This is a genomic window from Sphingobacterium sp. xlx-130, assembly GCF_011007405.1.
Classification (GTDB): Bacteria; Bacteroidota; Bacteroidia; order Sphingobacteriales; family Sphingobacteriaceae; genus Sphingobacterium; species Sphingobacterium luzhongxinii.
Genome location: NZ_WFKN01000004.1, coordinates 1 through 25,580 on the forward strand (window position 1 = coordinate 1; position 25,580 = coordinate 25,580).

Consider the following 25,580-nt stretch of genomic DNA (forward strand, 5'->3'; position numbering starts at 1 on the left):
TTGTTAACACCGCTACTGCTACACATAACAGTGTGAGCCATGAAGCGAGTGCTACAGTTACGGCTGTACAGTCACCTGACTTTACGATTACTAAAACAGCTGATGTGTCTACCTACGATGCCGTTGGCGATGTGATCACGTATACGATCACGGTTACGAATACGGGTAACGTTACGTTGAACAATGTTTCGGTTGTCGATGCGAAGGTAGGCCTTAACGAGACCATTACAAGTCTAGCTCCAGGTGCTGCGAATGCGGTAACGTACAATCCGACATACAGTATCTTACAGGCAGACCTTAACGCCGGATCATTTGTTAACACCGCTACTGCTACACATAACAGTGTGAGCCATGAAGCGAGTGCTACAGTTACGGCTGTACAGTCACCTGACTTTACGATTACTAAAACAGCTGATGTTGCAACTTACGATGCCGTTGGTGATGTGATCACGTATACGATCACGGTTACGAATACGGGTAACGTTACGTTGAACAATGTTTCGGTTGTCGATGCGAAGGTAGGCCTTAACGAGACCATTACAAGTCTAGCTCCAGGTGCTGCGAATGCGGTAACGTACAATCCGACATACAGTATCTTACAGGCAGACCTTAACGCGGGCTCGTTCGTGAACACGGCCAGCGCTACGCACGGTACGGCCAGCAAGGATGCCAGCGCTACGGTTACTGCGGTACAGAATCGATCCGTTGTTGTTGAAAAGGTAGTGGATCAAAACAGTATCACTGCCCCTGGAACACTTAATTATACAATTACAGTTGAAAACAAAGGTAATGTGAATCTTAGTGGCACAAGTGTGGTAGATGAGGTTGTTCAAGGTGATAATTCGACAATTCTTTCAGGTTCACTTGTTCGGACGGGTGATTCAGAATCAGACGGTGTTCTTTCCGTAGGAGAAAAATGGATCTATACGGTTAGTTACATTGTGACACAGTCTACTATTGATAATGGTAAAAATATTGTTAACACATTTGTGTTTAATGCATCAGAATTGGAGTCTCCTGTATCTGATGATGCAACGACTACGATTCAGCAAAATACAGGTATAAGCATTGTGAAAAGTCATAACTTGCCAACAAGTAGCGACTGTTACGGGCTGAAAATAGGCGACAAAATAACTTATACATTCGTTGTTAAGAATACGGGCAATGTGTCTTTGAGCAACGTAACAGTGACAGATGCCTTACCGAGAATAGGTGCAATTACATCTACAGAAAGCGGTAATCTGGCTCCAGGAGCAACACGTATATTTACAGCAGAATACGTAGTCGATCAAAACGATATCAATGTCGGTTCGATCCGTAATACCGCATCCGTAAAAGGTACAGCACCTAGTGGAGCAGTGACAGGAACCACGGAAGGAGTTGTGGGTATTTCATCCAACGAGGTGGTAATAAGCATCTGTCAGTTAGGGAAAGTGGCTATTGATAAAAAAGTAAATAAAGAGACTATCTCTAAAGTTGGAGAGGAACTGATCTATACTATCAAAGTGACAAATACGGGGAATACGGATCTAGAGGAAGTCACAGTAGAGGATTTAATGTTAGGCTTCCATGAAGTAGTTAATCTGAAAGTGGGTGAGGTTAAAACGTATTCATTGACTTACGTTGTCAAATATGCTGATCTACTGAAAGCTTTGTCAGATAATACAGCTTCTTTAGATAATATTGCCTCAGCAACCTTGAAAACAAGAGAAAGGGTTACGGATGATGTTTCGACGAAAATTACTTTTATTCCTGAAATTGATATTGTGAAGAGTGCGGACAAGAGTGTGGTTACATTCTTAGGAGAAGAGGTAGAGTATATCATTGAAGTGAAAAATACGGGATCTGTAGATCTGGTGAATGTAGTCGTTACCGACCCTATGTTCCCGAACTTTACAGGTAATGCAGGAAATCTAGCTGTTGGAGAAACCAAGAAATTCGAACTTACCTATGTTTCCGTATTGGCCGATATTATTCGGGGAGAGATTAAAAATACAGCGCAAGTGAAAGGAACGGTAGCTGGTGCAGTCGCGTTCAGATCGTTTAATCCAACAACCGGTGTGATAGAGAAACTTTCAAATGAAGTGGTGATTCCGGTGCTCTTCAATAGTGTTCTTGAGGTAGCTAAGGTAGCTGATAAGACAGAAGTGCAGAAGGTCGGTGAAGTCATTAACTACAGCATCACTGTGGCGAACAAAGGGCAGTATGAGCTTAAGAATGTTCAGGTACGTGATCCATTGACAGGGCTGAATGAGACTATCGCAACACTAGGAATTGGTGAAACAGTATCTTTCAATCAGGAGAAAAAAAGCAGAACCAGTTATACCGTTGTACGCAGCGACTTTGATAACGGTAAGATTGTCAATGTAGTTACGGCTACAGCTACAGATCTCAAAGGTGGAACAGTGAGCGGAAGTGCCGAAAGAACAGTGACTGTTGTACCAATGCCGCTTTTCATTCCTAATGTATACACACCTAATGGGGATGAGGTAAACGACACCTTCGAAATCGTAGGTATCGAAGCCTTTGACCGTACCGAGGTTACTATTTTGAACCGCTGGGGTAATGAAGTGTATCGAAATGATAACTATCGAAATGAATGGAGTGGACACGGCCTAAATGAAGGAACGTACTTCTATATCATTAAGACGATTAAAGGCACGAAAGAAGATATATATAAAGGTCATGTACTGATCAAAACACGCTAAAGTATAAGGTCATGAACAAGAATAATATAAAGAACAGATTGGTGTTGTTACTGACGGGCGTAACCTGTTTTTTAACATCACAAGCGCAGCAGAACATACAGTTTACACAGTATATTTTCAACTCGCTGAGTGTCAATCCTGCTTATGCGGGGTACAAAGAGGAATGGTTTGCACAAGTTGGTCTAAGGAGCCAATGGACAGGTTGGTCCGGAGCACCAAAGACAGGTACTATTTCTATTGATGGGGTCTTGGATCCTATCAATAAAAGGCATGGGGTGGGATTACAGGTCACAGCAGATGCATTAGGAGCACAATCGGCGACTTCTATTTATGCCAACTACGCATTGCGGCTACAGCTTGATCCAGAAGATACCAAGCGTCTTAGCTTAGGGATAGCTGCTGGGGTAACGCAGTATGGCCTGGATGGAGCGAAGTTGGATCCCGTAACCGGAGGGGATCGTGTAATTCCTGATGGCAAGATCTCAACTTGGGTACCTGATGTTAGATTGGGGGTATACTATGCGACACCTAAGCTGTATGCTGGAGTAGCCGTACATGATCTGTTTTCCAATTCAGTAGATAATGAGGACTTTGTGTTCAATTCGAATTCGTTGGAAAGTCTTTATAAAAACATTAGCCTTTATATGATAGCCGGGGGATTGATCTCTTTGGAAGAGGGATTACACGTGCGGCCAAGCATCTTGTTAAAGGATGATTTCAAAGGTCCCACTTCGCTTGACGCCAACGTGATGCTGATCTTTAATAATAAATTCTGGATCGGAGGGGGGTATCGTACGCGGTCTAGAATATTTAAGCGCGACTATTATGACAATTCTCCCATGAAGCTAAGTTCGCTGAATTCCGTACAAGGTATCGTACAGTTCTATGCAACGCCCCGTTTTCGGATCGGATACTCATACGATGCTATGCTCAATAGGATGAGCGGTTTACAGAGTGGGACGCACGAAGTGACATTAGGTATAACATTCGATCGTGCGCTGAAACAGATATTAAGTCCAAGGTTCTTTTAAAACGTACTGAAATGAAATTTAAACATATATTTTTAGGTCATTATTTCGTTTGGGGCTTGTTAGTCCTCACGACTACCGTTTGCGCACAAGAACAGCTCAGTTTGCAGGCCAAGGCAGATTTGCTTTTTGAAAAATACGAATATTATAATGCCGCTCAATTGTATGCGAAATTGAGCGAGTCTAAAAAAGTAAAAACGAAAAATTTAGAGCGTTTGGCGGAGAGCTATTCGGAGATTAATAATTATGATCTTGCCGAAAATTGGTACGCGCGTGTCGTACAAAGATCTGATTACAACAAGCAGTCTTTGATAGGCTACGCCAACGTACTAAAGCAAAATGGAAAATATGTAGAAGCTAAAGCCATGTATAAAAGATATTTGGAGGAGCAAGGCGACGATGATTTTGTGAAGTTAGCTGTACAAGGAGCCGATTCTGCTGCTCGTTGGATCGCTAAACCAAATAAGGTGGATATCTTAGGGTTTAACGATGTAAACACATCGCTTTCCGAATTCTCGATGATCGCTACACCGACCTCTTTGCTGTATGCGGGAGAGTCATCCGATGCGTCTGTGGCAAAGTCTGGAATGACGGGAGAATCTTTTCTGCGACTTTTTTCAAGAGATATCAATGCGTCTGGAAAAGGGACTATGTTGGGGGATGCAAGTATCAACGAAGCGAAATATCATGTAGGACCTGTTGCCGCTAATAAATTGGGCGATAAGTTGTATGTAACACGCACATATCCAGGGAAAGACGTTCAGAAATACCGCAATGATGGAAAAAAATGGGCACGTTCTGTATTAGAGTTAATGCTGTACGAGAAACAAGGAGATACTTGGAAAGAAACAGCCTTTCCTTTTAATAACGTCAAGGAATATTCTGTAGGGCATGCAGCTTGGAGTGATGATGAAAGGAGACTTTATTTCGCTTCCGATATGCCGGGTGGAGTAGGAGGTGTGGATATTTGGTATTGTAACCAACAAACTGACGGCACTTGGAGTACACCTGTGAATGCAGGAACAGAGGTGAATTCGAAGTATGATGAAATGTTTCCAATGGTATTTGGCAATAAACTCTATTATTCCAGTAATGGTAAACCGGGAATGGGAGGGCTAGATATATTCGAGGCTGCTATATTGGGTAATAAAATAACCCAAGTGAAAAATATGGGATTCCCGGTCAATAGCGCCTCTGATGATTTTGCATATTTTGTGAAAGAAGATAATGGAGAGGCACGGAAAGGATTTCTTTCTTCCAATAGGAGAGGGTCTGTAGGTGGCGATGATATTTATCACTATGCTGCGAAAAAGCCCGTATTTAAAATCCTGATTCAAGGAAAAACGTTTAACAAAAAATCCCGTGAACTCTTAGCAGAGACCAATGTCACGTTATATTCCGATAAGAGACAAATGATCGCTAAAACGAACAGTGGTCAGAAAGCGGAATTTACATTTGATGCTGATAAAAACACGAGGTATAAAATTTTGGGTGAGCGATCTGGTTATCATGCAGATTCAGTTAGTTTGATGACTAATATACCGACTAGAGATACTGTTTATCAGGTTTCCTTATTTTTAGAACCTATAATGGACGTCGGTCATAAGTTTGTATTGGAGGATATATATTATGATTTTGATAAACATAATATACGTAAAGATGCAGCGATAGTACTGGATCAATTGGTGCGGACTTTGAGAGACAATCCAACATTAAGGATTGAGTTATCCAGTCATACGGACAGTAGAGGTAGTCATCGTTATAACGATTTGCTTTCTCAAAGACGAGCCGAGAGTGCCGTTAACTATATTATATCTAGGGGTATAGAACGAGATCGTCTTGTTGCAAAAGGGTATGGCGAACGCCGTTTAGTAAATCGCTGTGCAGATGGAGTGAAATGTTCTGCAGCAGAGCATCAAGCAAACAGAAGAACAGAAGTAGAAGTGCTGTCTTACTAACCCATTTAGGATATATAGCATACCCATTTTTGGGTATATTTCACAAAAGTAGCTTCTTTTGTAGCGATTGTTCTACAAATAAGAAGCTACTTTTGCTCATGTCATTTTCCTTTGATTTCTTTGTCTTGTAAATCAATTGCCAGACTAAAGTGAAAAGGTTATATTCTTTTTGGATTACAGCATTCTTGCTTACTATCTTTTGTAAAGACGCAAAAGGAGGAAATAATCCTTATGAAGAATTACGTGGAGTAAAGAGTGAATTTGCTGCTTGCAAAGCCTTTACAATCCTAATTCTAGATTTTGATATCCATGAAGCAGATTCTGCATTAAAAAATATTGAATATATATACAAGCTGGCAAAGGAGAAGGACGATAAAAATCTCACTAGTATATACTACGAGACATTAGCTAACTATTTTTCTCTACGCTATGATAGAGTGAATAGTCTAGCGACAATGAATCACGAGAAGGCTATTCAATATGCGAAGGAGAACTCCTTAGACCAACAACTGTTCCGACAAAATTTTAGCTTCGGAAATTATTATTACACCTATGCGAAGTATGCAGATGCGTATCGTTATTTTAGACAAGCACTCTTTACATTGGATAAAGTAGGTGAGAGTAATGTAGCTCAGGTTTGGCAATATTATCTCACACTAGCCCGCTATTTCTATGATATTAAAGACTATGAAATGGCATCACAGTTGCTTCGTAAAGTGCTTACATACAACACTAAACTGACGCCTCGTGAGCTGTTCGATGCCATCAATACCTTAGGTCTGATTGCGCTTTACACGGAAAAAACCGAGGAGGCTATAGCTTATTTTAGGAAAGTCTTAGAAAAATCAAATGCGGTATTAGATTCCGCTTGGATGGGGATAGCCTATGGAAATATTGGAAACACCTATGTTAAGAAAAAAGATATCGGAAAAGCAATCCAGTATTTTGATCTTGATTATAAGTATAATTCACAGCCTTCAGGGGATCTTATATCAGCTTTAGGATCATTGAAGAAAATGGCCGAACTGCAGTTCCAGCAACGCGACTTTGAGAGCGCGTTGAAAAATATCGATATATTTATCGCCAAGATGGAGAAAAAGCCAATTCGTTACCAGGCTTTGGTGGAGGCATATGACCTTAAAGCAAGGCTACTCGATACGCTTGCCATCGATGAGGGACAGTTAAATACATTAAAAGAAGCAACAAAATATAATCGACTACTCTCCACATTGAATAGTAACGCGTCTATTGAGATGGCAAAGCTCGAAGAAGAGAAATCAAATTATGATCAATTCTATTATGAATCCAGACAGTATAAAAAGTTAAATTTATTATTGATCGTAACTTTAATCGGGGCGTTATCTTTTCTTTTTGTTTTAACGTATAAAAAAGCAAAACGTAACGGTAAGAATGGAGAGATGGTTATCGAAAGAGGAAAAGAGGAAGAAGAAGAATATTGTCCGATGGTCATATTGAGTGATAAGCGATTTCACGTTGAAGAATCACACAAGACTGTTCAGATCAGCTTAGAACTACGGCAGCTGATGGACGGGAACTTAATGAATAATCGTAATTGGGAAAAATTCAAATTTGCCTATAACAATAACTTTCCTTGCTTCTTTAGTGATTTGATACACAAGTATCCGGAACTTACGGATTCCGATTTACGTTTGTTAGCTCTTACTAACCTAGGACTCTCCAATAAGGAGTTGGCGGATAGACTATCCGTTTCCTTGGATGGAATTAAAAAAGCTAAGCAGCGGTTAAAAAAGAAACTTAACGATCATATTGTTTACAACTAACTTTGTCTCTCCATGATATTTGCCTAATTTCGTCTGTTAGCTATTACGTTTATTAGATATGACAGAAATTAGTTTGCAGGGCACTTTAACGGGACACCAAAATCCGATCTATACTTTAGAAGTAGATACAGCACGACACTTATTATATTCCGCTGGAAATGACAAAGGAATTGTAGAATGGGACCTGGTATCCCAACAATTCAAGCGGCTGTTATGTGCTGTCCCATCATCAGTGTATTGTTTGAAACTTATCCCTGGTACAGATTGGATGGCAGCTGGTATGCGTAATGGAGAGGTCTTTATTATTCAACGTACCGAACCCCAGTTAATAGCGAAACTAAAAGTAGATAAAGGAGCTGTTTTTAGTATTCAGGTATTGTCTTCTAAGAATGAGATAATTGCTGTCGGTGAAGAAGGGAAGGCCTACGTTTGGAGTTTGGAAGGCTTTCAACTACTTTATACTTTTCAGGTATCAAAAGACCGCGTTCGTACAATAGCTGTGTCGGAAGATCAAAAAAATATCGCTTTTGGCGATAAGCAAGGTGTTGTATATATTCATGCCGCAGACGATTTTCATTTAATCACGCAATCCGCTAAACACGAAATGGGTATATCGAGTATGTTGTTTCATAAGGAGTATTTATATACGGCGGGGCGTGATGCCCGTATGTATAAATTTAGTCTCCCATCGTTAGAGAAACAAGCAGAAGTAACACCTCATTTTTTTACAGTTTATGGAATATGTGACGTCTCCGATCAGTTGGTGACAGTGAGTAGGGATAAGACCATCAAACTATGGGACCACAGTTTTCGTTTGCTAAAGAATGTCTCTAGAGATAAAGGAATTGATTCGCACCAGTTGTCTATCAATAGTGTGGCTTATGATAAGGATCTGCATCTGCTCTGTACAGCAGGAGACGATAAGCAGATCAAAGTTTGGTCAGTGGAGTTATCAAGTTAGAACTAACTGGTTATCATGTTAACAGTATAACTTGATAACTCGATCACAGGATAACAAGATCAACGATCTCTTTTAAATACTTTTCGTCTATTTCATCAAATGCGTCCAATTGATCGCTGTCTACATCCAGTACAGCTACAACTTCATTGTTCGCTATAAGAGGTAGCACTATTTCCGATTGAGATAGTGAACTACAGGCAATGTGTCCTGGAAATTCTTCTACATTAGGGACTATTAAGGTCTCCTTTTGTGCCCAAGCCGTTCCACAGACACCTTTGTTGTAGGCTATTCTCGTACAGGCAACAGGACCTTGGAAGGGGCCTAAAACCAACTCTCCGTCTTTTACAATATAAAAACCAACCCAAAAAAAATTAAATTGCTCTTTTAGGGCGGCAGTAACATTTGCCAGATTGGCAATATAATCTGGTTCTCCTGTAAGCAGCGCTTTAATCTGAGGTATTAAACTTTTGTACTGTTCCTCTTTATTTCCGTCGTTTATTTTAAGATCTTCAGCCATTTATTATTTTAAGTTATGAGGTTATAAAGTTACGTTACGAAGTTATATAGGTTATAAAGTTACATAGTTCCGTTATAAACTATATAACTTCGTAACCTGCCTTATTGAAATTGAATACGAACATTTATCCCGAAATACGTATACGATGTAGCGTAGTTTTGAGATGTATATGGACGTACTGCATTTGAATTATAGAATAGACGGATATTATAGAATTGATTGACGGTGTAATCTAGCGAAGGGTTTATCGTCAAACTCTTATTTCCTCCTGAGACTTCCGCTTGATTAATATCCGAACGGTACACGGTAGTTTTCCTATCATTCAAAGCAAAATCAACCCTAAAATTCATGTCATTTACCCATTTGCGATCCTCAAAAATTCCGAAAGGAAGGCGGACATTGTTCTTTCTATAGCCCATACCTACGATAAAAGATTGATCCGTCATCATAGCGAGCTGACTATTTTGTAAACTCATATTCATATCCCGTGATTTACGGTACTCCGAATTTACAGATAGACTATTTGCAAAGCGCATATCTACACCTATTAGCGGGACAAATCTATCAATAATAGATATTTGACCGTATTGGCTCTGAGGTAAAAAATTCTGGTTTGCATCCCTTGAATAAGGCATGCCGTCGGCCTCTTCATATCGTGCAGTTGATGTATAACCACCGATGATATACTGCGATTGATAAGCATGGTTGATGTTTATTGAACTGATAAAGTCTTGTATACCTAAAATACCAACTAATCCGTTGAATGATATCCGCCAATTAGGAAGGGGAAATTTAGGTTTAATACCCTGTTCTGCTGCGTTCGCGTCTTTGCCGAGATAGGTCGCTAAGAAAGCATTTACGACAACATCCTGTTGGGTCTTACCGTAGCCGTCCGCATAGAAATCAGCAGACTGCCCTACGGAATTAATATTCTTTTCTCCCAAACGTTGCGATATCGCGAGTCGATTCTCTTCGAATTTTTTAAACAAATCATCGCTATTTTTGAAAGAAGTACGTATAGAAATCTGCGATACCGTATAGTTTCCGGTGACATAGGGCGACACACTCTCTAATAGACCTGTTGTCGCATTAAACTGCATGGCAGCTGTATAATTATAATTGTCTATGCGTGACATTGTCAGGTCTACCCGTAGGCCTTTTATAGGCTCTAAATTGGCCACAACAGAGATGTTTTCTGCAAAAGTCTTGGTATACATGTTGGTCTGTAGGGTGTCAGCGGAGAGCCAGCCGTTGCGTGCCGCTTTGGTTAGAATATCTCCTTGACCACCAAATAAGAATCCCCAACCCGGTGCATTTGTATCAAAATCAAAACCTAAAACATTTGTCGTAGGCGTATATCCAGGTAGATAAGTACCTTCTGTTTTGGTATAAGCTCCATTTACATTTCGGATAGAGGTTAATAACTGTACAAAGAATGGTACAGCTCCTTTGCTATCGCGCCCCGAGTTTTGACGGATAAACCTAAATTTGCTGTAAAGAGCACTTAAGTTCAATGTTGGATTGATCTGAATAGTTCTGTTATTTTGGATGCTGTTGCCTAAATTAATATTTTCATTTTGGAGACTTAAAAGAGGTTCACTCTGCCAATTGAACTGTGTACCATACCGAGCCGTAGCATTCACCCATTCTAGGTAAGGAATCTTATTGATAGGCAGTGAATAGGTCACATTCATCATGTGATTGTAATCGGTCGTACGGCCCATTTTCCAGAAATTAGACCATAACGTATCTCGTTTTGCGCCGTCAATTCTACCGTTTGGTTCGTCGATAATGGAATAATTAGTCGCGTTGAAATCTAAACGCAGCGACTTTGTTAAATCCCAGCTGATTCCATATATTCGGCTCATGTTAAAATTCTTGTTGTAATAGGTCGGCAACACGTTGTTTGAAGAGTTGTCACGAAGGGTATTCTCGTTATAAATACGGTTGACTTCCATCCTGAAATTTAACAGAGAAGGCATCAGGTTGAAATTCAAGTCGCGGATCAACCCTAGATTCTTCGATTTAAGGTGTTTAAAAGGTTCGTAAAAATGAGTCGTTGGATTACTAAATGTGTAATCTAAAGCACCACGATAATTGCGTTGTAAGTTAGATGCCGTATTGAAGTCTCTATGATAATACTCGCTAAATGCATATGAAAGTCCAAAGTTCTCGATATCCCAAGGACGAATAGCGCTTTCGTTGTCCGTTCTGATCTTGCGAACGTTTGTAAAACTGAAACCTTTACGGGTGGTGTAATCTTGGACTAAGCGAAGCAAGGAATCTCTTCTGTTGTTGGATAACGTCGCTAGGGCACTATTTAATTCGATATCCGGACTAAGTGGATTAAACTCCGGTGTTGCCGTTTGATTGGAGTAGTTGAAATAGAACGGGATAATGACACCATGTCTTGGATGGAAGAATTTTCCGAGTTCCGCATTTGTCGTAATATCAAAAAAGAAATTGTCCGAACGATTTCTTTCGCCGACTCTTTGGGAAATTGATCCGAACCCTATGGTTGATTTTGTGCCGGTTACGGATACGTTAGCAAAATCTGCTAGCTTTAAGTTAAGACGTGCCGTGGCAGCCCATCCCCCTTTATCGTCAAAATCGGTCAGACGTAGTTCATTAAACCAGAACTCGCCAGCTAAATCTCTTCCATCATCCATAGGCGTACTGGTGGAAGTACCACGTAGAGGGTTACGTACGCCGACCATATAAAAACGGACTTTCGAGATGTCTGGTGTTCCTATAATTAGAATTCTATTTTTACCATCCGAATGCTCATAAGGTACGTCCAGGGGCCAAGGCTGTCCATTCAGTTTGGCATTATCCCGGGCAATCTTGGCTTCTTGAAACAATTTGATCTGAATATTCATCCTGTTTTCCTCAGGCCAGATTAGATCTGGAGAGCTTGTTCCAGGAGTCGTGATGCTCAGTGGCATATCATATTCGTAGTAATTGTACTTATCGTCGGTTCCTAACCGTATAAATGCCCTAAAATCACCATTATTTAAATTTTCTCCCTCGGCATGTATAAACATTTCGAGGCGTCCATAAGGCCTAAAATCATGCGAAGCTGTTTTGAATGTTGCTCTACCATAGCCATCCCGAAGCTGTTTTACATCCAGGCTCATGGACTGTTCATTCAATTGTATGTCTAGATTGTTGTTCGAGATATCGACCTGTCTGTTGATGCCGGGAGGGACTACGTAAGGGATGGGCTCACGTTTACCATTTTCTTCAATACTAATATTGGCTACGTTGAATGTAGAATTGTCTGAGGCAACCACTCCCATGCTGTAGTCAGCGATAACTTTGGACGCTATATTTTCTGCGTTATATTTTCTCCAATCACCCCGGACAAACTGCATTCTTCCAAATCGAACAACCGATGTATCTGTAAAATTGGTCATGAATAAACGGATAAAACGTATTGATTTGAAGTCTTGAATATTACCTTCTCGGCTTTCAAACTCATTTAAAGGAATACGTAGCTTGTACCATTTAACGTCAAGGTTCTTATCGAGCACACGGACTTTAGATGTTTGTTCGTCAACAATGAAGTTCTTTCCAACCACCATATCCTGAGGGCGTAGCGAAAGCTTATACTGATAGTATTCATCAATTTCATTCATCGTGTTGTCGCGATTGACATCCTCACCATCAGGAAGTAATGTGCTAGCAGAAGTTTCTACACCGTAATCAGCCAAAGATTGATTGTTTGTACGCGTATTTCCCTGTGTGCCATTGTAAAGTTGGTAGCGTTCTAAAATGCCTACATTTTGATCAAAATGATTTCCTCTAAAATAGGTATAGTCATCTGAGGAAGGGTCTCCTTGAAGCTTGGCAAAAGCCTGAGGATCCAGTATGCCCTGCATCTGGTTTAAAAAGTTAGCGTGGAAAGAACGCTCTTCGTCGTTAGTAAGACCATCAAGACCAACATCTTGTAAAAGTCTGCTGGCATCCGAATTTTCAAAAGCTTGCACAACAGGTTGATTGCGTACCACATGGCCCCAAACTGTTTGGTCCACTAAGGTCTTGTCTCCTGTAGGAGAAAGTCCATTTTCTAAAGACTTTCTACCGTCTTTAAGAATATCTTCTGAAACATTTCCCAGGTTAATATAGATATCTCCACCATTTTTATTCGGGTTGGTCAGGGTCGGATCCATCATCCACATTTCCAAAAACTCGATATTCTGCGCCTCGAAATCTGTTTGGTCAATTTTTCGGAACATACCGCCCCAGCGGTTTTGTGGATTTAATAGTTTTCCGTCGGCCGCTATTCCAGTGGTAGTATAGTTAAATTGTCCGCGTACCATCGGATAGTATGCGAGGTCCAATGTTGGTAAAAATGCATCGCCTCCAGTTTTAATCTCCTTGTAGGGGAAAACTTCCTTTTCTGTGACTTTTCGTGTCCGGTGATCCAGTAGGAAGCGGTCATTTACGCGAGGATTGAGACTTGACGACTGATAGAAAATAGGATCAATATTGTAGAATGCCAATTGCGCCCTGTTATAACCGTAGGCAAGATCATTGGTTAAATTGGATTCAGCGAACATTCGAGGAGTTCCAGAAATCTGCCAGCCCAATTGTCCTTTGATATCTATATAAGAAAAGTTGTTTTCAAAATTATCAATATAGGTCGTTCCTGTGTTTCCGTTGGCTGTGTTTAGCCCCTTAGGATGTCCTGGCTTGAGATGTGCAAATTCGCCATAAAAGCTAATGTGAGATTCTTCTTTTGTACTCAGGAAAGGCAATTTGTCTACCATGCGGGTCAACCAGCGTGAAGGCGCATTGTACGTAATATCGGCGCCTAACATGGTGTTTGATATGGGTTCTTCGCCGATGAATACTTTCTCCGATATGGGTTTTTCTGTCAGATTCATAATGGTGGCTCCGACCATCAGATTTTTATTGAAAGTATAGTCCAAGCGACCTCCCATCAGTGTTTTTTGTTGTAAGCCAAATAAAGTCTCATCTTCGACTGATACTGTTATCGGTTGTCCGGAGAGGACAAGTGCCTGATTCAGTATACGTAAGGTTCCGATCTGATAGTCAACCATATAGTCGGTTCCTTCGGTAAGAATAGCTCCGCCCGACATGACACGGAGTTGGCCTGGCCTTAGGTTCATCACATTCAATTGGTATTCTGTTCCTGAGCCGGATTGATATTTGCCTTTTAATTTATACCTGTTTTTATTTGGGAACTTTTGTTCTGCATCTACCTTAGTATGTGTATACAGCTCGGGATAAGTATACTTTTCAATGAGATCATTTTCTCCCGCAGCAAATTGATTGGCTAGATCTTTACCAAAAGGTTCGACAACTGGAAAGATCAGCTTTCCTCGTACAGGTTCTATGGTGACATCGGGTAAAAAATCAAACAATCCATCTGAACCGGCGGCCTGATTCTGTGTAATACGATCTAAAGCCGTGAGTTGTAACCAGGTTTTATCTGCTGTTTTGCTCCCCTCGTACATAGAAGGTCGCTCGGCACCAGTTTCTGTTTCCGTGCGGTAAATCTGTAAGAATAGATTTTGTTCGGATATATTTGTTGCATTGAGCGAATAGATATTCTTCATCATCAAGCCCCAAATAGGAAGGTTTGTTTTTAGGGTTTCATTCTTCAATAGTTTGGTATACAGCATTTTTGGCGCCGATGGCGATACCGGTATATCCGTACTGAACTCACCGACCTGATACTCTTTTCCATTGGCCATATACCGATAAGCTACAGCAAGCACCTGATCTTGTCCTAAGGGGTAGACCAAAGAAACATAACCTAAGCGCCTGTTGACGGTAAAGTCTCTTCCTTCGACGAGTTTGCGTGCGTAGGTTAGTTTCGCATAATTATCATTAGCACCACTTCCTGCAAAAAAACTCTGTACGACATTGCCAGTGGACTCACGCCCAGGCTCTCCAAGTTGTGTTAATAAGTCGTTGGATATATCGGGGGACAAAGCGCCAGGTATACCTGTGGAAGGTAATTTTGAAGGAGATACGCTATTGATGATATTGTTGTACGGTGTATGCTCCCCTAAGTCCATGAGCGCCATAATATCTCGGGACTCTTCGTAGGAGTTTGAGCGGTTATTGACCCATACCTCAACCTGTGTAATGTTTACCGGCGTATTGATGATTGGTGCCAATGCTAATGATTGGTTGTAAGTCTCTCTAAAGTATTGACCTAAGAAATAGTGCTGATTGGCCTCATAGTTGCTCATTTCCAGTACCATTTCACTTTCTCGACTACCATTAGAAAGCGTAATCTCTTTTTTGTTGGAACGTTGCTGCGAGAGTAGACCTGTAACGGCCAATTTGCCGAATTGTAGTTGTGTTTTGATACCGAATAATGACTCTGCTCCTTGAATTAAGGTAGAGTTAAGAGCCATATTAACATTACCTATCTCCAGTCGACGGATAATATCATCATCCCCTGCAACGTAGTCAAATCTGATCTGGTTTTCAAAGCCAAATTGAGCTCTAGAGTTGAAGTTTGCATTGACTTTGACACGTTCTCCAATATTACCAACAAGGTTTAAATTCATGTTTTGGTCAAAATCCATTCCCCATTGTTTGCGTTGACGCTCATTAAACATAGGGTTTTCGTTGGTATTGTACTGCGCCATGATACCAACTTCAACGCTTCCTCGAGGATTGATGTCTATGGTATTACCACCAAAAATCTTTTCGAATGTAGGACTGTTGATTTCGATTACAGGGAAGAGTCGGCGACGACGTTCCTCGGCCATTTCCTTTCCTGCCAGTTCTTCCCAATAATTCTTTTTCAGACGCTTGAATTCATAATCTTTAAACTCATCAATCGTCAGGTAAAGTGGTGGTCGATACATCTTTGAACCTAACTTTTCACGGATGATGTACTGTTTGGTCTCTGGGTCAAAGATAATTTCGCGTTGGATATTTTCCGGAATATCTAACGCAATAGGTCGATAAGATTTGGGAAGTTTGATAAAGGGGTTGTCCTTTAACTGGTATTTTAGTCTCGTAGAGTCATTTATGGATAAGCTAGTGACCGGAGTTACAACTTGTGCATAGCCAAGGTTTATCAGTACACAAACAAGTATTAGTGATGTAAATAATGACCTGAGCTTTTTCAAGAGTATTTGGCTAAATAAAAAATTAATAATTGCTATAATTCAAGCAAATATCAATGTTTTAATTAATAATAACAAAAAGTCTCAAAGATATTCTTATGGATAAAATGTTAAAATCTATTAATGTAGACGCAACTGCTGATTCTATAATTTTTTTAGCGCAGCTTTAATGAGCTCTTCAACCGTATAGCTACCTTCAATTTTAACGATAGCAGCCAGTGTTTTTTCGACCTGAGCTTTCGGAAAACCAAGCATAACAAGAGCAGAAAGGGCCTCTTCTGGAATAGACTGAACAGCGAAGGGAAGAGGAAGCAAGGCATGGTCACCTTGTTTCTTGAGTTTATCTTGTAATTCAAGGATAACACGTTGTGCAGTCTTAGGACCTATGCCCTTTATTTTTTGGATTACCGCTACTTGTCCATTGATGATCGCAGCTTGTATCTCTTCGGGGGTAATAGAAGATAACATCATTCTTGCTGTGTTAGGGCCTATGCCCGAAACGGAGATCAGATGGTTAAAAAGGTGACGTTCGCCTTCTGTAGCGAAGCCGAAGAGCGTATGGGCATCTTCCCGAACCTGAAAAGAAATAAACAGTTTACAACTTTCCTGGTCTTTAATCAAAGAATAGGTGGTCAAGGAAATGTGAACATGGTACCCAATGCCCCCTACCTCAAGTATGACATGGGTAGGGGCTTTGAATATGAGTTTACCATTGAAATAATCGTACATGGTTTTATTTTATAGTTATAGAAGTTATAAAGTTATGAAGGCCTCTTTTATAACCTTGTAACCTTGTAACCATTATCACCTTTGTAACTTTATTTTAAACTTTCATGGGCCTGTGCGTCAACGACTGCAATGGTCACCATGTTTACTATCTCACGAACGGAACTGTCTAACTGTAATACATGTATAGGCTTGTTCATTCCTAGCAATATAGGGCCTACTGCTTCTGCATCACCTACTTCTTGCAAAAGCTTGTAAGCAATGTTTCCAGATGCCAGTGTTGGGAAAATCAAGGTATTGGCATTTTCACCTTTCAATGTGCTAAAAGGGAAATTGCTTTCCAACATTTCCTTGTTCAATGCAAAATTAGCTTGTAATTCGCCATCCACAACAATGTCGGGGTGATTCTTATGTAGTATATTTACGGCTTCACGTACTTTGGTTGGAGTAGGGCCATCCGACGAACCGAAGTTGGAGTAAGAAAGCATTGCTATTCTTGGCTTAACATTAAATCGCCGAACCGCTTTCTCCATCAGTACAGTGATGTCTGCGAGTTCTTCGGCAGTTGGATCTGTGTTGACTGTGGTATCTCCCAAAAATAAAGGTCCCTTGGATGTCAACATCATATACATTCCCACAATACGGCTACCTTCTTTTGCTCCAATGACATGTAGTGCAGGTTTGATCGTAGCCGCATAATTTCTCGTTAATCCAGAAATTAAGGTGTCTGCATCTCCAAACTCGACCATACTAGCGGCAAAGTAATTGCGGTTGGACATTAATTTGATAGCGTCCATCTTGGAGAGACCTCTACGTTGTCTCTTTTTGTAAAGGTGTTCTGCATATTTTTCAAAACGTGTCGTATTTTCTTCTTCTTTAGGGTCAATAATGGCGACATTATTTAAATCAAAAGAATAATCGTCAATCATCTTAGCGATACGGTCTTTGTTTCCTAATAAGATAGGGATAGCTATGCCTTCTTCTTTTACAATCTGTGCGGCACGAAGTGTTTTTGCGTTATCTGCTTCAGCAAATACGACTCTTTTGGGATTATTTTTGGCAATTGAAGTTACTTTTCGCATTATACCGTCATCTTTACCCAAACGTTTGCGAAGTTCCTCTTTATAAGTTTCCCAGTTATCTATGGTCTTACGGGCTATTCCAGAAGCGATCGCTGCTTTAGCAACAGCTACCGATACCTCAGTAATCAAGCGAGGATCTGTTGGTTTAGGAATGACATAGTCTGTGCCAAATCGTAGGTTGCTTGTATTATAGGCTTGGTTCACTTCTTCCGGAACCGTTTCCTTAGCAAGTTCAGCGATAGCGCGGACGGCAGCGATCTTCATATCCTCATTAATAGCCGTCGCTCTCACATCCAAGGCTCCTCTAAAAATGTAAGGGAATCCCAATACATTGTTGACCTGATTCGGATAATCAGATCGGCCTGTTCCCATTATAATATCAGCTCTCGTTGCTACCGCTAGGTCATAGGCGATTTCTGGATTCGGATTGGCCATAGCCAATACAATTGGTTTTGCAGCCATAGATTGCAACATTTCAGGTGTCAATACGTCTGCAGCTGATAGGCCAATAAATACGTCAGAATCTTTTACCGCATCGGCAAGAGTGTGTATGTCACGTTCGGTAGCCCATTCCGCTTTGGAGGGATCTAACTGCTCCCGGTCACTACGGATGACACCTTTACTGTCCAGCATCACAATGTTTGCCTTGCTTGCGCCTACAGCGATATACATTGCCGTACAGGAGATTGCCGCAGCACCGGCACCGTTTACTACTATTTTAACGGAAGCAATATCTTTACCTTGAAGCTCACAGGCATTGATTAGTGCAGCGCCAGAAATAATTGCGGTACCATGCTGGTCATCGTGCATGACTGGAATATTCATTTCTGCCTTTAAGCGCCTTTCGATTTCAAAACACTCAGGGGCTTTAATATCTTCCAGATTAATACCCCCGAAAGTTGGTTCTAGTGCTTTAACAATACGGACAAATTCGTCAACATTTTTGGTGTCCAATTCAATATCGAATACGTCGATGTCCGCAAATATCTTAAAAAGAAGACCCTTGCCTTCCATTACAGGTTTACCGGCTTGCGCACCGATATCACCCAAGCCGAGAACAGCGGTACCATTACTGATTACGGCAACTAGATTTCCTTTAGCAGTATATTTGTAAGCATCTTCTGGGTTTTCAGCAATTGCTAAACAAGGTTCTGCTACCCCTGGCGAATAGGCTAATGATAAGTCACGCTGTGAATTGTATGGTTTTGTCGGAACAACGGCAATTTTACCCGGACGACCCATAGCATGATAATCTAGGGCTTCCTTCTTTTTGTTGATATTACTCATTTTAGATCTGTGTGTCAAATTTAAGGCTACAAACCTACATAAAATCACCTTTATGCACAATACAATTGCGTCTTAATGTAGAATGAATTTGGAGTTTGTCGGCCATCTTATGTTTTTAATAATGGAGGAAATGTATTATTCTGTTTCTCAATATATGCAATATTAATGCTATTATTTCAGGATATCTAAAAGATTAAACATACTTTGACGCATTTTTGACGCGCTACCATCGTAGTTGTACACCAATAGCGTAAACGTATATTCTTTCCCATCTTTAGCTTTATGGTAGCCGGTATAGCCGAGTGTTCCGCTGATGGTTCCGCTTTTCATCATCATTCCATTATACATAGGGAGACTTTTTACAAAAGAATCTGACCAAGGCCTACTTGTTGCATATTGCATGATTTTGTTCATGGCAGCTGCCGTAACATTGTTTTGCGGCGAAAGCCCAGATCCATCTATGATGTCTAGCTCACTGCTGTTAAGTTGTAGCTTCTGTTTCCAGAATTTTTGTAGATAATTTGCTCCATCCGATGTGGTCACTTTACCTCCGCTGATGTAGGCGATGCTTCTCAGTATAGCTTCTCCGTATAAGTTAATACTCTTTTGGTTAAACCAGTACACCATATCAATTAGTTTTGGTGAGATATGTGTGGATAGTTCAGCCGTCTTCTGCGGAAAGATAGAGTCTTGTTCAACTAGTCTTTGACCGGTGGTGGGTTCCATACCTACGGGGATGCCCGCCATATTTGCCGTCTTGGTGAGTTGAAATGCTAAATCGAAGGCAGGATCCGGGACAGAAATTTCAATGGTCTTTTTAAGATCTTGACCGTAGGTGCCTTTTAAGTATATTTTTTCAGAATAGGGTGCCGAGTAGGCGTATACATTATCACCAGAGCCTGGTCTGCCCACTTTTACCGTGTTTACCAATTGCAAGTAAGAAAGATCTGCTGTTGTTTGGACAATTGGAGCAGGTTTATTGGGGGTGCCACTTTGAAAGTTAATTCCAACTTTATTCTCCCGCCAATTAAGCGCAGATATACCGGCTCCATAATAATTACCTATATCAGTCCATATCCAGCCCCCTGGAACATCATTCCCGTTATACATCCTGTCGTCGCCGATGATACGCCCATCAATAGCTGTGATACCTGCATTTTTAATAGCAGTTATCCATTTATCCAATAGCAATTGTTCTTTCGTCTGCTCAAAACGATCGCTACCCAGTGTGGGGTCTCCTGATCCTTGAACTACGATGTCACCATGAAGCACACCGATGCTGTCTATTGTGCCTGTATAATATAATTTAGTTTTGTACGTATATTCCGGACCCAATAGGTCTAGTCCTGTTATTGAAGTAATGACTTTCAAAGTCGAAGCTGTAGGAAGCCCCATTTGACTGTTCTTCTCGAACAGTATAGTTCCGGTGCTTTTATCCATGACATGTAAACTGGCTATACCATTCGTTAAACTAGGTTGGGCTAAGAACGAGTTGAATCCTTTCTGGAGGTGTTGCTGTGTCGATTGAGCTAGCGTAATAGTAACAAATAGGAAAGAGGAACAGAGTAAAGTGATATAGTGTTTAGTGCTCATAATCATTATTTGAGTTTTGACAAATATAGAAATTATATTCGTAGCCCTATTTAGCTATATGGACTGGTAGGGAGCATGTAATTAAAATTTTCTTTTATGTGCTCAAGCCGCACGGGCTCATACTTTTTTACCGCAAAAAAGTGTGCAAAAATCTCCTCGCTTCAAATTTTTGCAACAACGGATTTCTATTCTTTCAATTTTGCAAAACTTTGGAGGCGAGAATTGAGGGATTTGATTGTATAGTGCATCTTTTAAATTGAACTCGATTCATCACCAAGCTGTAAATTTTAGTCTAATGCCGCCAATGTTGCATCAGTCGACACAAGCGCGCACTCGACCTTGATGCCTGCTTACGCAGTAGCGGATTGGCTATAGCAGGAGGATGCAATAGCGTAGTGCCAATACGGCACAGCGGCGAGTTTTTGATTACTTTTTTCGGAAAAAGTAATTGCCTACCCTGCATAAGGGTGTAAATGTTTAAGTAGTATTGATAGTCAGTAAAATAAGAATCGAGTTCATGTGTTAATAAAAACATAAAAAGAAATGCCAGTCCAAAGTTCTGTAAAGAGGTAGAAATCGCTAACTTGCGAAAGATATTTAGTTGAAAAAATATGTCACATTTAGAAAGATTAACCAAAATTCGTGGATTGATGAAGGAACAAGGTATTGATGCCTATATTATCCCTTCTTCGGATCCTCATATTAGTGAATACTTGCCAGAACGTTACAAATGTATTGAATGGACCTCGGGCTTTAGCGGCTCTGCAGGTACCTTAATGATCACCCAGGATTTCGCTGGACTGTGGACGGACGCCCGTTATTTTGTTCAGGCGACGGAGCAGTTGGCAGGAACTGGTTTTGAATTGGTTCGATTGAAAGTACAGCATGCAGCTGAATACGTAGAGTGGCTGGATCAAAGGTTTGGAGCAGGTACTAAAATTGCGTTTGACGGCAATTTAGCCTCCTTGTTGGTGGCCCAAACGGTGAAAAATGTATTAGAACCTCGAGGAATGGTCGTCGATGGTCACGTGGATCTGTTAAGCCCTATTTGGGAAGGGAGACCATCGTTGCCTCAGGTAAAAGCATACCTGTTAGATCCATCAACTACGGGACAGGACACAGGATCAAAATTGACCGCTGTTCGGAAAGCGTTAGACAAGTGCCGTGTAGAAGGACATTTTGTGTCGTCGCTGGATGATTTAGCCTGGTTGCTCAATGTGCGAGGACAGGATGTGCCGTGTAATCCTGTGGTTTTAGGGTTTGCATATATTTCGAAAGAGGACGCAATTTTGTTTGTTGAAACGTCAAAATTAGACGCAGAAGCAGTCACAGAGCTAGCTGGATATGGTGTGCAGGTACAGGATTATATAAAAGCTTTCGATTTTGTCAAAGGTCTCTCGGTAGAAAGTATACTCATCGACCCTAAGCGTACTTGTTTTACTATTTACGATAGCATTCCTAACGGGGTGAAAATTATAGAACGTCTTAACCCTTCTACAAGTTTGAAGGCCTTGAAAAATAAGGTAGAGATAGCGCATATGCGCGATACAATGGTGAATGATGGTGTAGCGATGACGAGGTTTTTCAAATGGTTGGAAGAAAGCCTAGGTAAGGAAGAACTTTCCGAAATCTCGATTGCAGAAAAATTGCAAGGTTTTAGGGCAGAGCAGCCAGGTTTTGTAGATATCAGTTTTAATACGATTGCTGGTTATCTGGATCATGGAGCCTTACCGCATTATCATGCTGTACCATCGAGTAACTATGTTTTGAAATCTTCTGGATTATTGCTCGTAGACTCTGGTGGTCAATACCGTACAGGGACGACAGATATAACCCGGGTTATTTCACTGGGCAATATCACGCAAGAGGAAAAGGAGGACTATACAATTGTATTAAAAGGAACAATAGAAGGTAGTCAGGCTATTTACCCTCAAGGTACACGTGGCTACCAGATCGATGCCATAACAAGACGTCCCATCTGGGAGACTTTGCGCAATTATGGACATGGTACAGGACATGGCATCGGATTCTTTTTGAATGTGCATGAGGGGCCTCAGGTGCTTAATCCGACCAATGTAGACGTTGCCTTGGAGGAGGGGATGATCACTTCTATCGAGCCGGGCCTATACCGCGAAGGTAAACACGGAATACGTATTGAAAACCTGGTGTTGACGTCAAATTACGAAAGCTCACAGTTTGGTGATTTTATGCATTTTGAGACATTGACCATCTGCTATATAGCCACTGATCTGGTTGAGAAAAGTTTACTCCATCAAACCCATATTGATTGGCTTAATAATTACAACCAATGGGTCTATGAAAAATTGTCTCCATTGTTAAATGAAGACGAATCGACTTGGTTAAGACAAAAAACAACCGCGATATAGTTGGGGAGGCGATCTTCGGTCGTTTACTTCGCTTAAAGTAATACAAAAAGAGCTGTCATACTATAATGATAGCTCTTTTTGTATCAATATGCTATAACGTTTTACTGCTATTTTAAACTCCGATTTAGAAATAGTAGTTTTGTTAAAACGAATTGCCATGATACATTATAAATTCTTGCTGATAGTAATCCTGTTTTCTTTTATATTTCCAACCAAAGGACAAGAACATCTTATTCCTCGACCGCAATATTTACAGGTAACTGAAAATGGTAGATTGTCTTTCGATAAAGAGTGGCGTGTCAATAATTCTGTTTTTCCTCATGAAGCTCTTTACCTTGTGGAGCAGCTACGGATTAGTAGACCGGATATAAAGGTGTTAACTGCGAAGAAGGGAAATATACGCTTTGTAAAAATAGCGCAACCGTCAGCAGATAAATACGATTATTATGAACTTAGAATTGATAAAGAAGGCGTCGCTATAAGCGCAGCTACGGGCAGAGGAGCGTTTTATGGCGTTCAGACTCTTTTGCAACTTGTCGTAGAGAATAAAACCAAGGGAAGCCTCCCTTATTTGGAAATAAAGGATTACGCTAAGTTTTCTTATCGGGGTATGCATTTGGATGTTTGTCGACACTTTTTTACAGCAAAAGAGGTTAAGAATTATTTGGACTATCTTTCCCGGTACAAAATTAATACGTTTCATTGGCATCTTACAGATGATCAAGGTTGGCGCATAACGATTAAAAGTCATCCGAAGCTGACGGAAATCGGTGCTTACCGTAAAATGACGCCCGGGACTGATTATGAGATAGAAAAAATTAAAGATGGTCGCTACGGGGGCTTTTATACCCAAGATCAAATTAAAGATGTGGTTGCCTATGCGACAAAACTGCATATTGATGTCATCCCGGAGATAGAAATGCCTGGTCATGCGCAGGCTGCTTTGGCGGCTTATCCTGAATTATCCTGCACAGGGGGGCCATTTGAGGTAGGGACGACTTGGGGTGTGATGGACGATATCTTTTGTCCTAAAGAAGAAACCTTTGCTCTTTTAGAAGATGTAATAGATGAGGTCATTACTTTATTTCCAAATAAATACATCCATATTGGAGGAGATGAAGCACCAAAGACAAGGTGGAAAGCCTGTCCACACTGCCAGGCTTTGATAAAGAAGGAAGGGCTGAAAGATGAAGCCGAATTACAGTCCTACTTTATTAAACGCATGGAAAAGTATATCAATAAAAAAGGTAAGCGTATTATTGGTTGGGATGAAATTCTAGAGGGAGGATTGGCTCCCGATGCTACCGTGATGAGTTGGACAGGTATGGAGGGGGCTATCCACGCTGCGAAAGCGGGGCATGATGCGATAATGACTCCGGTAAGTCATATGTATTTTGACTATTATCAAGGAAACCCACAGTCTGAACCTTTAGCATTCAGTGCCGAGATACGATTAGATCAGGCATATAGTTTCAATCCTATTCCTGCAGAACTTAATCAAAAGGAAGCGAAACATATCTTAGGTCCACAGGCAAATATGTGGACAGAATATATAACAAACTTCAACCACGTGCAGTATATGCTGTTTCCACGTTTATTCGCCCTATCTGAGGTCGGTTGGGGGACATCGCAACCCAAAGCCTATCCCTCCTTTGAAAAACGTGTGATCGCGCATATGGCTATCTTAGAAGAAAAGGGTATAAACTATAGTAAAGCTATTTTTGAAGTATCTGGCAAGAATGTTCCTCGGGATGGAAAGATGTACTTTGAATTAGGGACTGTTCGTAAAGAGGACATGATTCGATATACAGTAGATGGTTCTATTCCGACGAATCAGAGCTTACTGTACCAAAACCCTATACCTGTAGACAAAACAATGCGGATCAATGCGGCCAGTTTTTCGAAAGGAAAGATGAAAAGCCCACTGTTGAGCCAGGAGTTTCTAGTCAGTAAATCAACCGGTAAATTGATCGACCTGCGCCACGCAGCGAGTCCTAGTTATCCGGCAAATGGAATCGGTAGTCTCGTGGATGGTGTCTACGGTAATAAAAATTATTTTAAAAGAGACTGGTTAGGTTTTAATGGTCAAGATCTCGTAGCGACGATCGATTTGGGAGCTCCTCTTGCATTTACGACCGTGGCTTTGAACGCAGTGGATCAAAAAGGGAGTTGGATCCATTATCCCAAAGCAGTAAAGGTGTACGTTTCTAATGATGGAAAGGTCTTTGATTTAATCTCCAATATCGGACAAGAAGGTATCGATGCGTCAAACGGTACTATAAAGCTCAATTTCACGGCGCAACAAGCCCGATTTGTACGTGTGGAGGTACAACATGTCGGTAAAATCCCCGCAGGTTATCCTGGTGCGGGGAATGACAGTTGGTTGTTTGTAGATGAGCTTTCTGTTTACTAA

13 protein-coding genes are annotated in these 25,580 nt (G+C 40.9%); 7 read left to right on the top strand and 6 right to left on the bottom strand.

Going from position 1 to position 25,580, the window contains the following annotated elements; genetic code table 11:
- The 5 genes from G7B18_RS06155 to G7B18_RS06175 all read left to right on the top strand — a co-directional run.
- The coding region (locus tag G7B18_RS06155; protein WP_164122211.1) for a gliding motility-associated C-terminal domain-containing protein at positions 1–2,708 on the top strand (2,708 nt) is incomplete at its 5' end.
- 11 nt (positions 2,709–2,719) lie between these two features.
- Positions 2,720–3,739 carry a type IX secretion system membrane protein PorP/SprF gene (locus G7B18_RS06160; RefSeq protein ID WP_164122212.1) on the top strand — a complete coding sequence of 340 codons (1,020 nt, stop codon included), beginning with the start codon at positions 2,720–2,722 and terminating at the stop codon, positions 3,737–3,739.
- Between the two features lie 11 nt (positions 3,740–3,750).
- The gene (locus G7B18_RS06165) at positions 3,751–5,694 is read left to right on the top strand and encodes an OmpA family protein (RefSeq protein WP_164122213.1); all 1,944 of its coding nucleotides are present in this window, start codon (positions 3,751–3,753) and stop codon (positions 5,692–5,694) included.
- Positions 5,695–5,843: 149 nt separating this feature from the next.
- Positions 5,844–7,496, top strand: coding sequence for a tetratricopeptide repeat protein (locus G7B18_RS06170; protein WP_164109053.1), 1,653 nt, complete (start codon positions 5,844–5,846; stop codon positions 7,494–7,496).
- A gap of 58 nt (positions 7,497–7,554) precedes the next feature.
- Positions 7,555–8,457: a WD40 repeat domain-containing protein gene (locus tag G7B18_RS06175; protein ID WP_164109117.1), complete on the top strand. Its 903-nt coding sequence runs from the start codon at positions 7,555–7,557 to the stop codon at positions 8,455–8,457.
- 43 nt (positions 8,458–8,500) lie between these two features.
- Here G7B18_RS06175 and G7B18_RS06180 read toward each other — a convergent pair whose 3' ends face one another.
- The 6 genes from G7B18_RS06180 to G7B18_RS06205 form a co-directional block, all read right to left on the bottom strand.
- Complete coding sequence (locus G7B18_RS06180; RefSeq protein ID WP_164109051.1) at positions 8,501–8,974, bottom strand: GAF domain-containing protein; 474 nt, start codon at positions 8,972–8,974, stop codon at positions 8,501–8,503.
- Positions 8,975–9,075: 101 nt separating this feature from the next.
- Positions 9,076–16,095, bottom strand: a complete 7,020-nt coding sequence (gene sprA / locus G7B18_RS06185) for a cell surface protein SprA (RefSeq protein WP_240452783.1) — start codon at positions 16,093–16,095, stop codon at positions 9,076–9,078.
- A 141-nt stretch (positions 16,096–16,236) separates the two neighbouring features.
- Positions 16,237–16,821 carry a Holliday junction branch migration protein RuvA gene (ruvA, locus tag G7B18_RS06190; RefSeq protein ID WP_164109049.1) on the bottom strand — a complete coding sequence of 195 codons (585 nt, stop codon included), beginning with the start codon at positions 16,819–16,821 and terminating at the stop codon, positions 16,237–16,239.
- 89 nt (positions 16,822–16,910) lie between these two features.
- Complete coding sequence (locus tag G7B18_RS06195; RefSeq protein WP_164109047.1) at positions 16,911–19,187, bottom strand: NADP-dependent malic enzyme; 2,277 nt, start codon at positions 19,185–19,187, stop codon at positions 16,911–16,913.
- A gap of 171 nt (positions 19,188–19,358) precedes the next feature.
- Complete coding sequence (dacB, locus tag G7B18_RS06200; RefSeq protein WP_164109045.1) at positions 19,359–20,780, bottom strand: D-alanyl-D-alanine carboxypeptidase/D-alanyl-D-alanine-endopeptidase; 1,422 nt, start codon at positions 20,778–20,780, stop codon at positions 19,359–19,361.
- Between the two features lie 292 nt (positions 20,781–21,072).
- Positions 21,073–21,315 (bottom strand): hypothetical protein, encoded by a 243-nt coding sequence (locus tag G7B18_RS06205; RefSeq protein WP_164109043.1) that lies wholly within the window; start codon positions 21,313–21,315, stop codon positions 21,073–21,075.
- A 76-nt stretch (positions 21,316–21,391) separates the two neighbouring features.
- Between G7B18_RS06205 and G7B18_RS06210 the strand changes: the two genes are divergently transcribed.
- Positions 21,392–23,167 carry an aminopeptidase P family protein gene (locus G7B18_RS06210; RefSeq protein ID WP_164122214.1) on the top strand — a complete coding sequence of 592 codons (1,776 nt, stop codon included), beginning with the start codon at positions 21,392–21,394 and terminating at the stop codon, positions 23,165–23,167.
- 157 nt (positions 23,168–23,324) lie between these two features.
- Positions 23,325–25,580: a family 20 glycosylhydrolase gene (locus G7B18_RS06215; RefSeq protein WP_164122215.1), complete on the top strand. Its 2,256-nt coding sequence runs from the start codon at positions 23,325–23,327 to the stop codon at positions 25,578–25,580.

Coding starts and splice junctions, on each gene's coding strand:
- G7B18_RS06160 (WP_164122212.1), top strand. CDS start 2,720: ATGAACAAGAATAATATAAAGAACAGATTGGTGTTGTTACTGACGGGC.
- G7B18_RS06165 (WP_164122213.1), top strand. CDS start 3,751: ATGAAATTTAAACATATATTTTTAGGTCATTATTTCGTTTGGGGCTTG.
- G7B18_RS06175 (WP_164109117.1), top strand. CDS start 7,555: ATGACAGAAATTAGTTTGCAGGGCACTTTAACGGGACACCAAAATCCG.
- G7B18_RS06180 (WP_164109051.1), bottom strand. CDS start 8,974: ATGGCTGAAGATCTTAAAATAAACGACGGAAATAAAGAGGAACAGTAC.
- ruvA (WP_164109049.1), bottom strand. CDS start 16,821: ATGTACGATTATTTCAATGGTAAACTCATATTCAAAGCCCCTACCCAT.
- G7B18_RS06195 (WP_164109047.1), bottom strand. CDS start 19,187: ATGAGTAATATCAACAAAAAGAAGGAAGCCCTAGATTATCATGCTATG.
- dacB (WP_164109045.1), bottom strand. CDS start 20,780: ATGAGCACTAAACACTATATCACTTTACTCTGTTCCTCTTTCCTATTT.
- G7B18_RS06205 (WP_164109043.1), bottom strand. CDS start 21,315: ATGTTTTTATTAACACATGAACTCGATTCTTATTTTACTGACTATCAA.
- G7B18_RS06210 (WP_164122214.1), top strand. CDS start 21,392: ATGTCACATTTAGAAAGATTAACCAAAATTCGTGGATTGATGAAGGAA.
- G7B18_RS06215 (WP_164122215.1), top strand. CDS start 23,325: ATGATACATTATAAATTCTTGCTGATAGTAATCCTGTTTTCTTTTATA.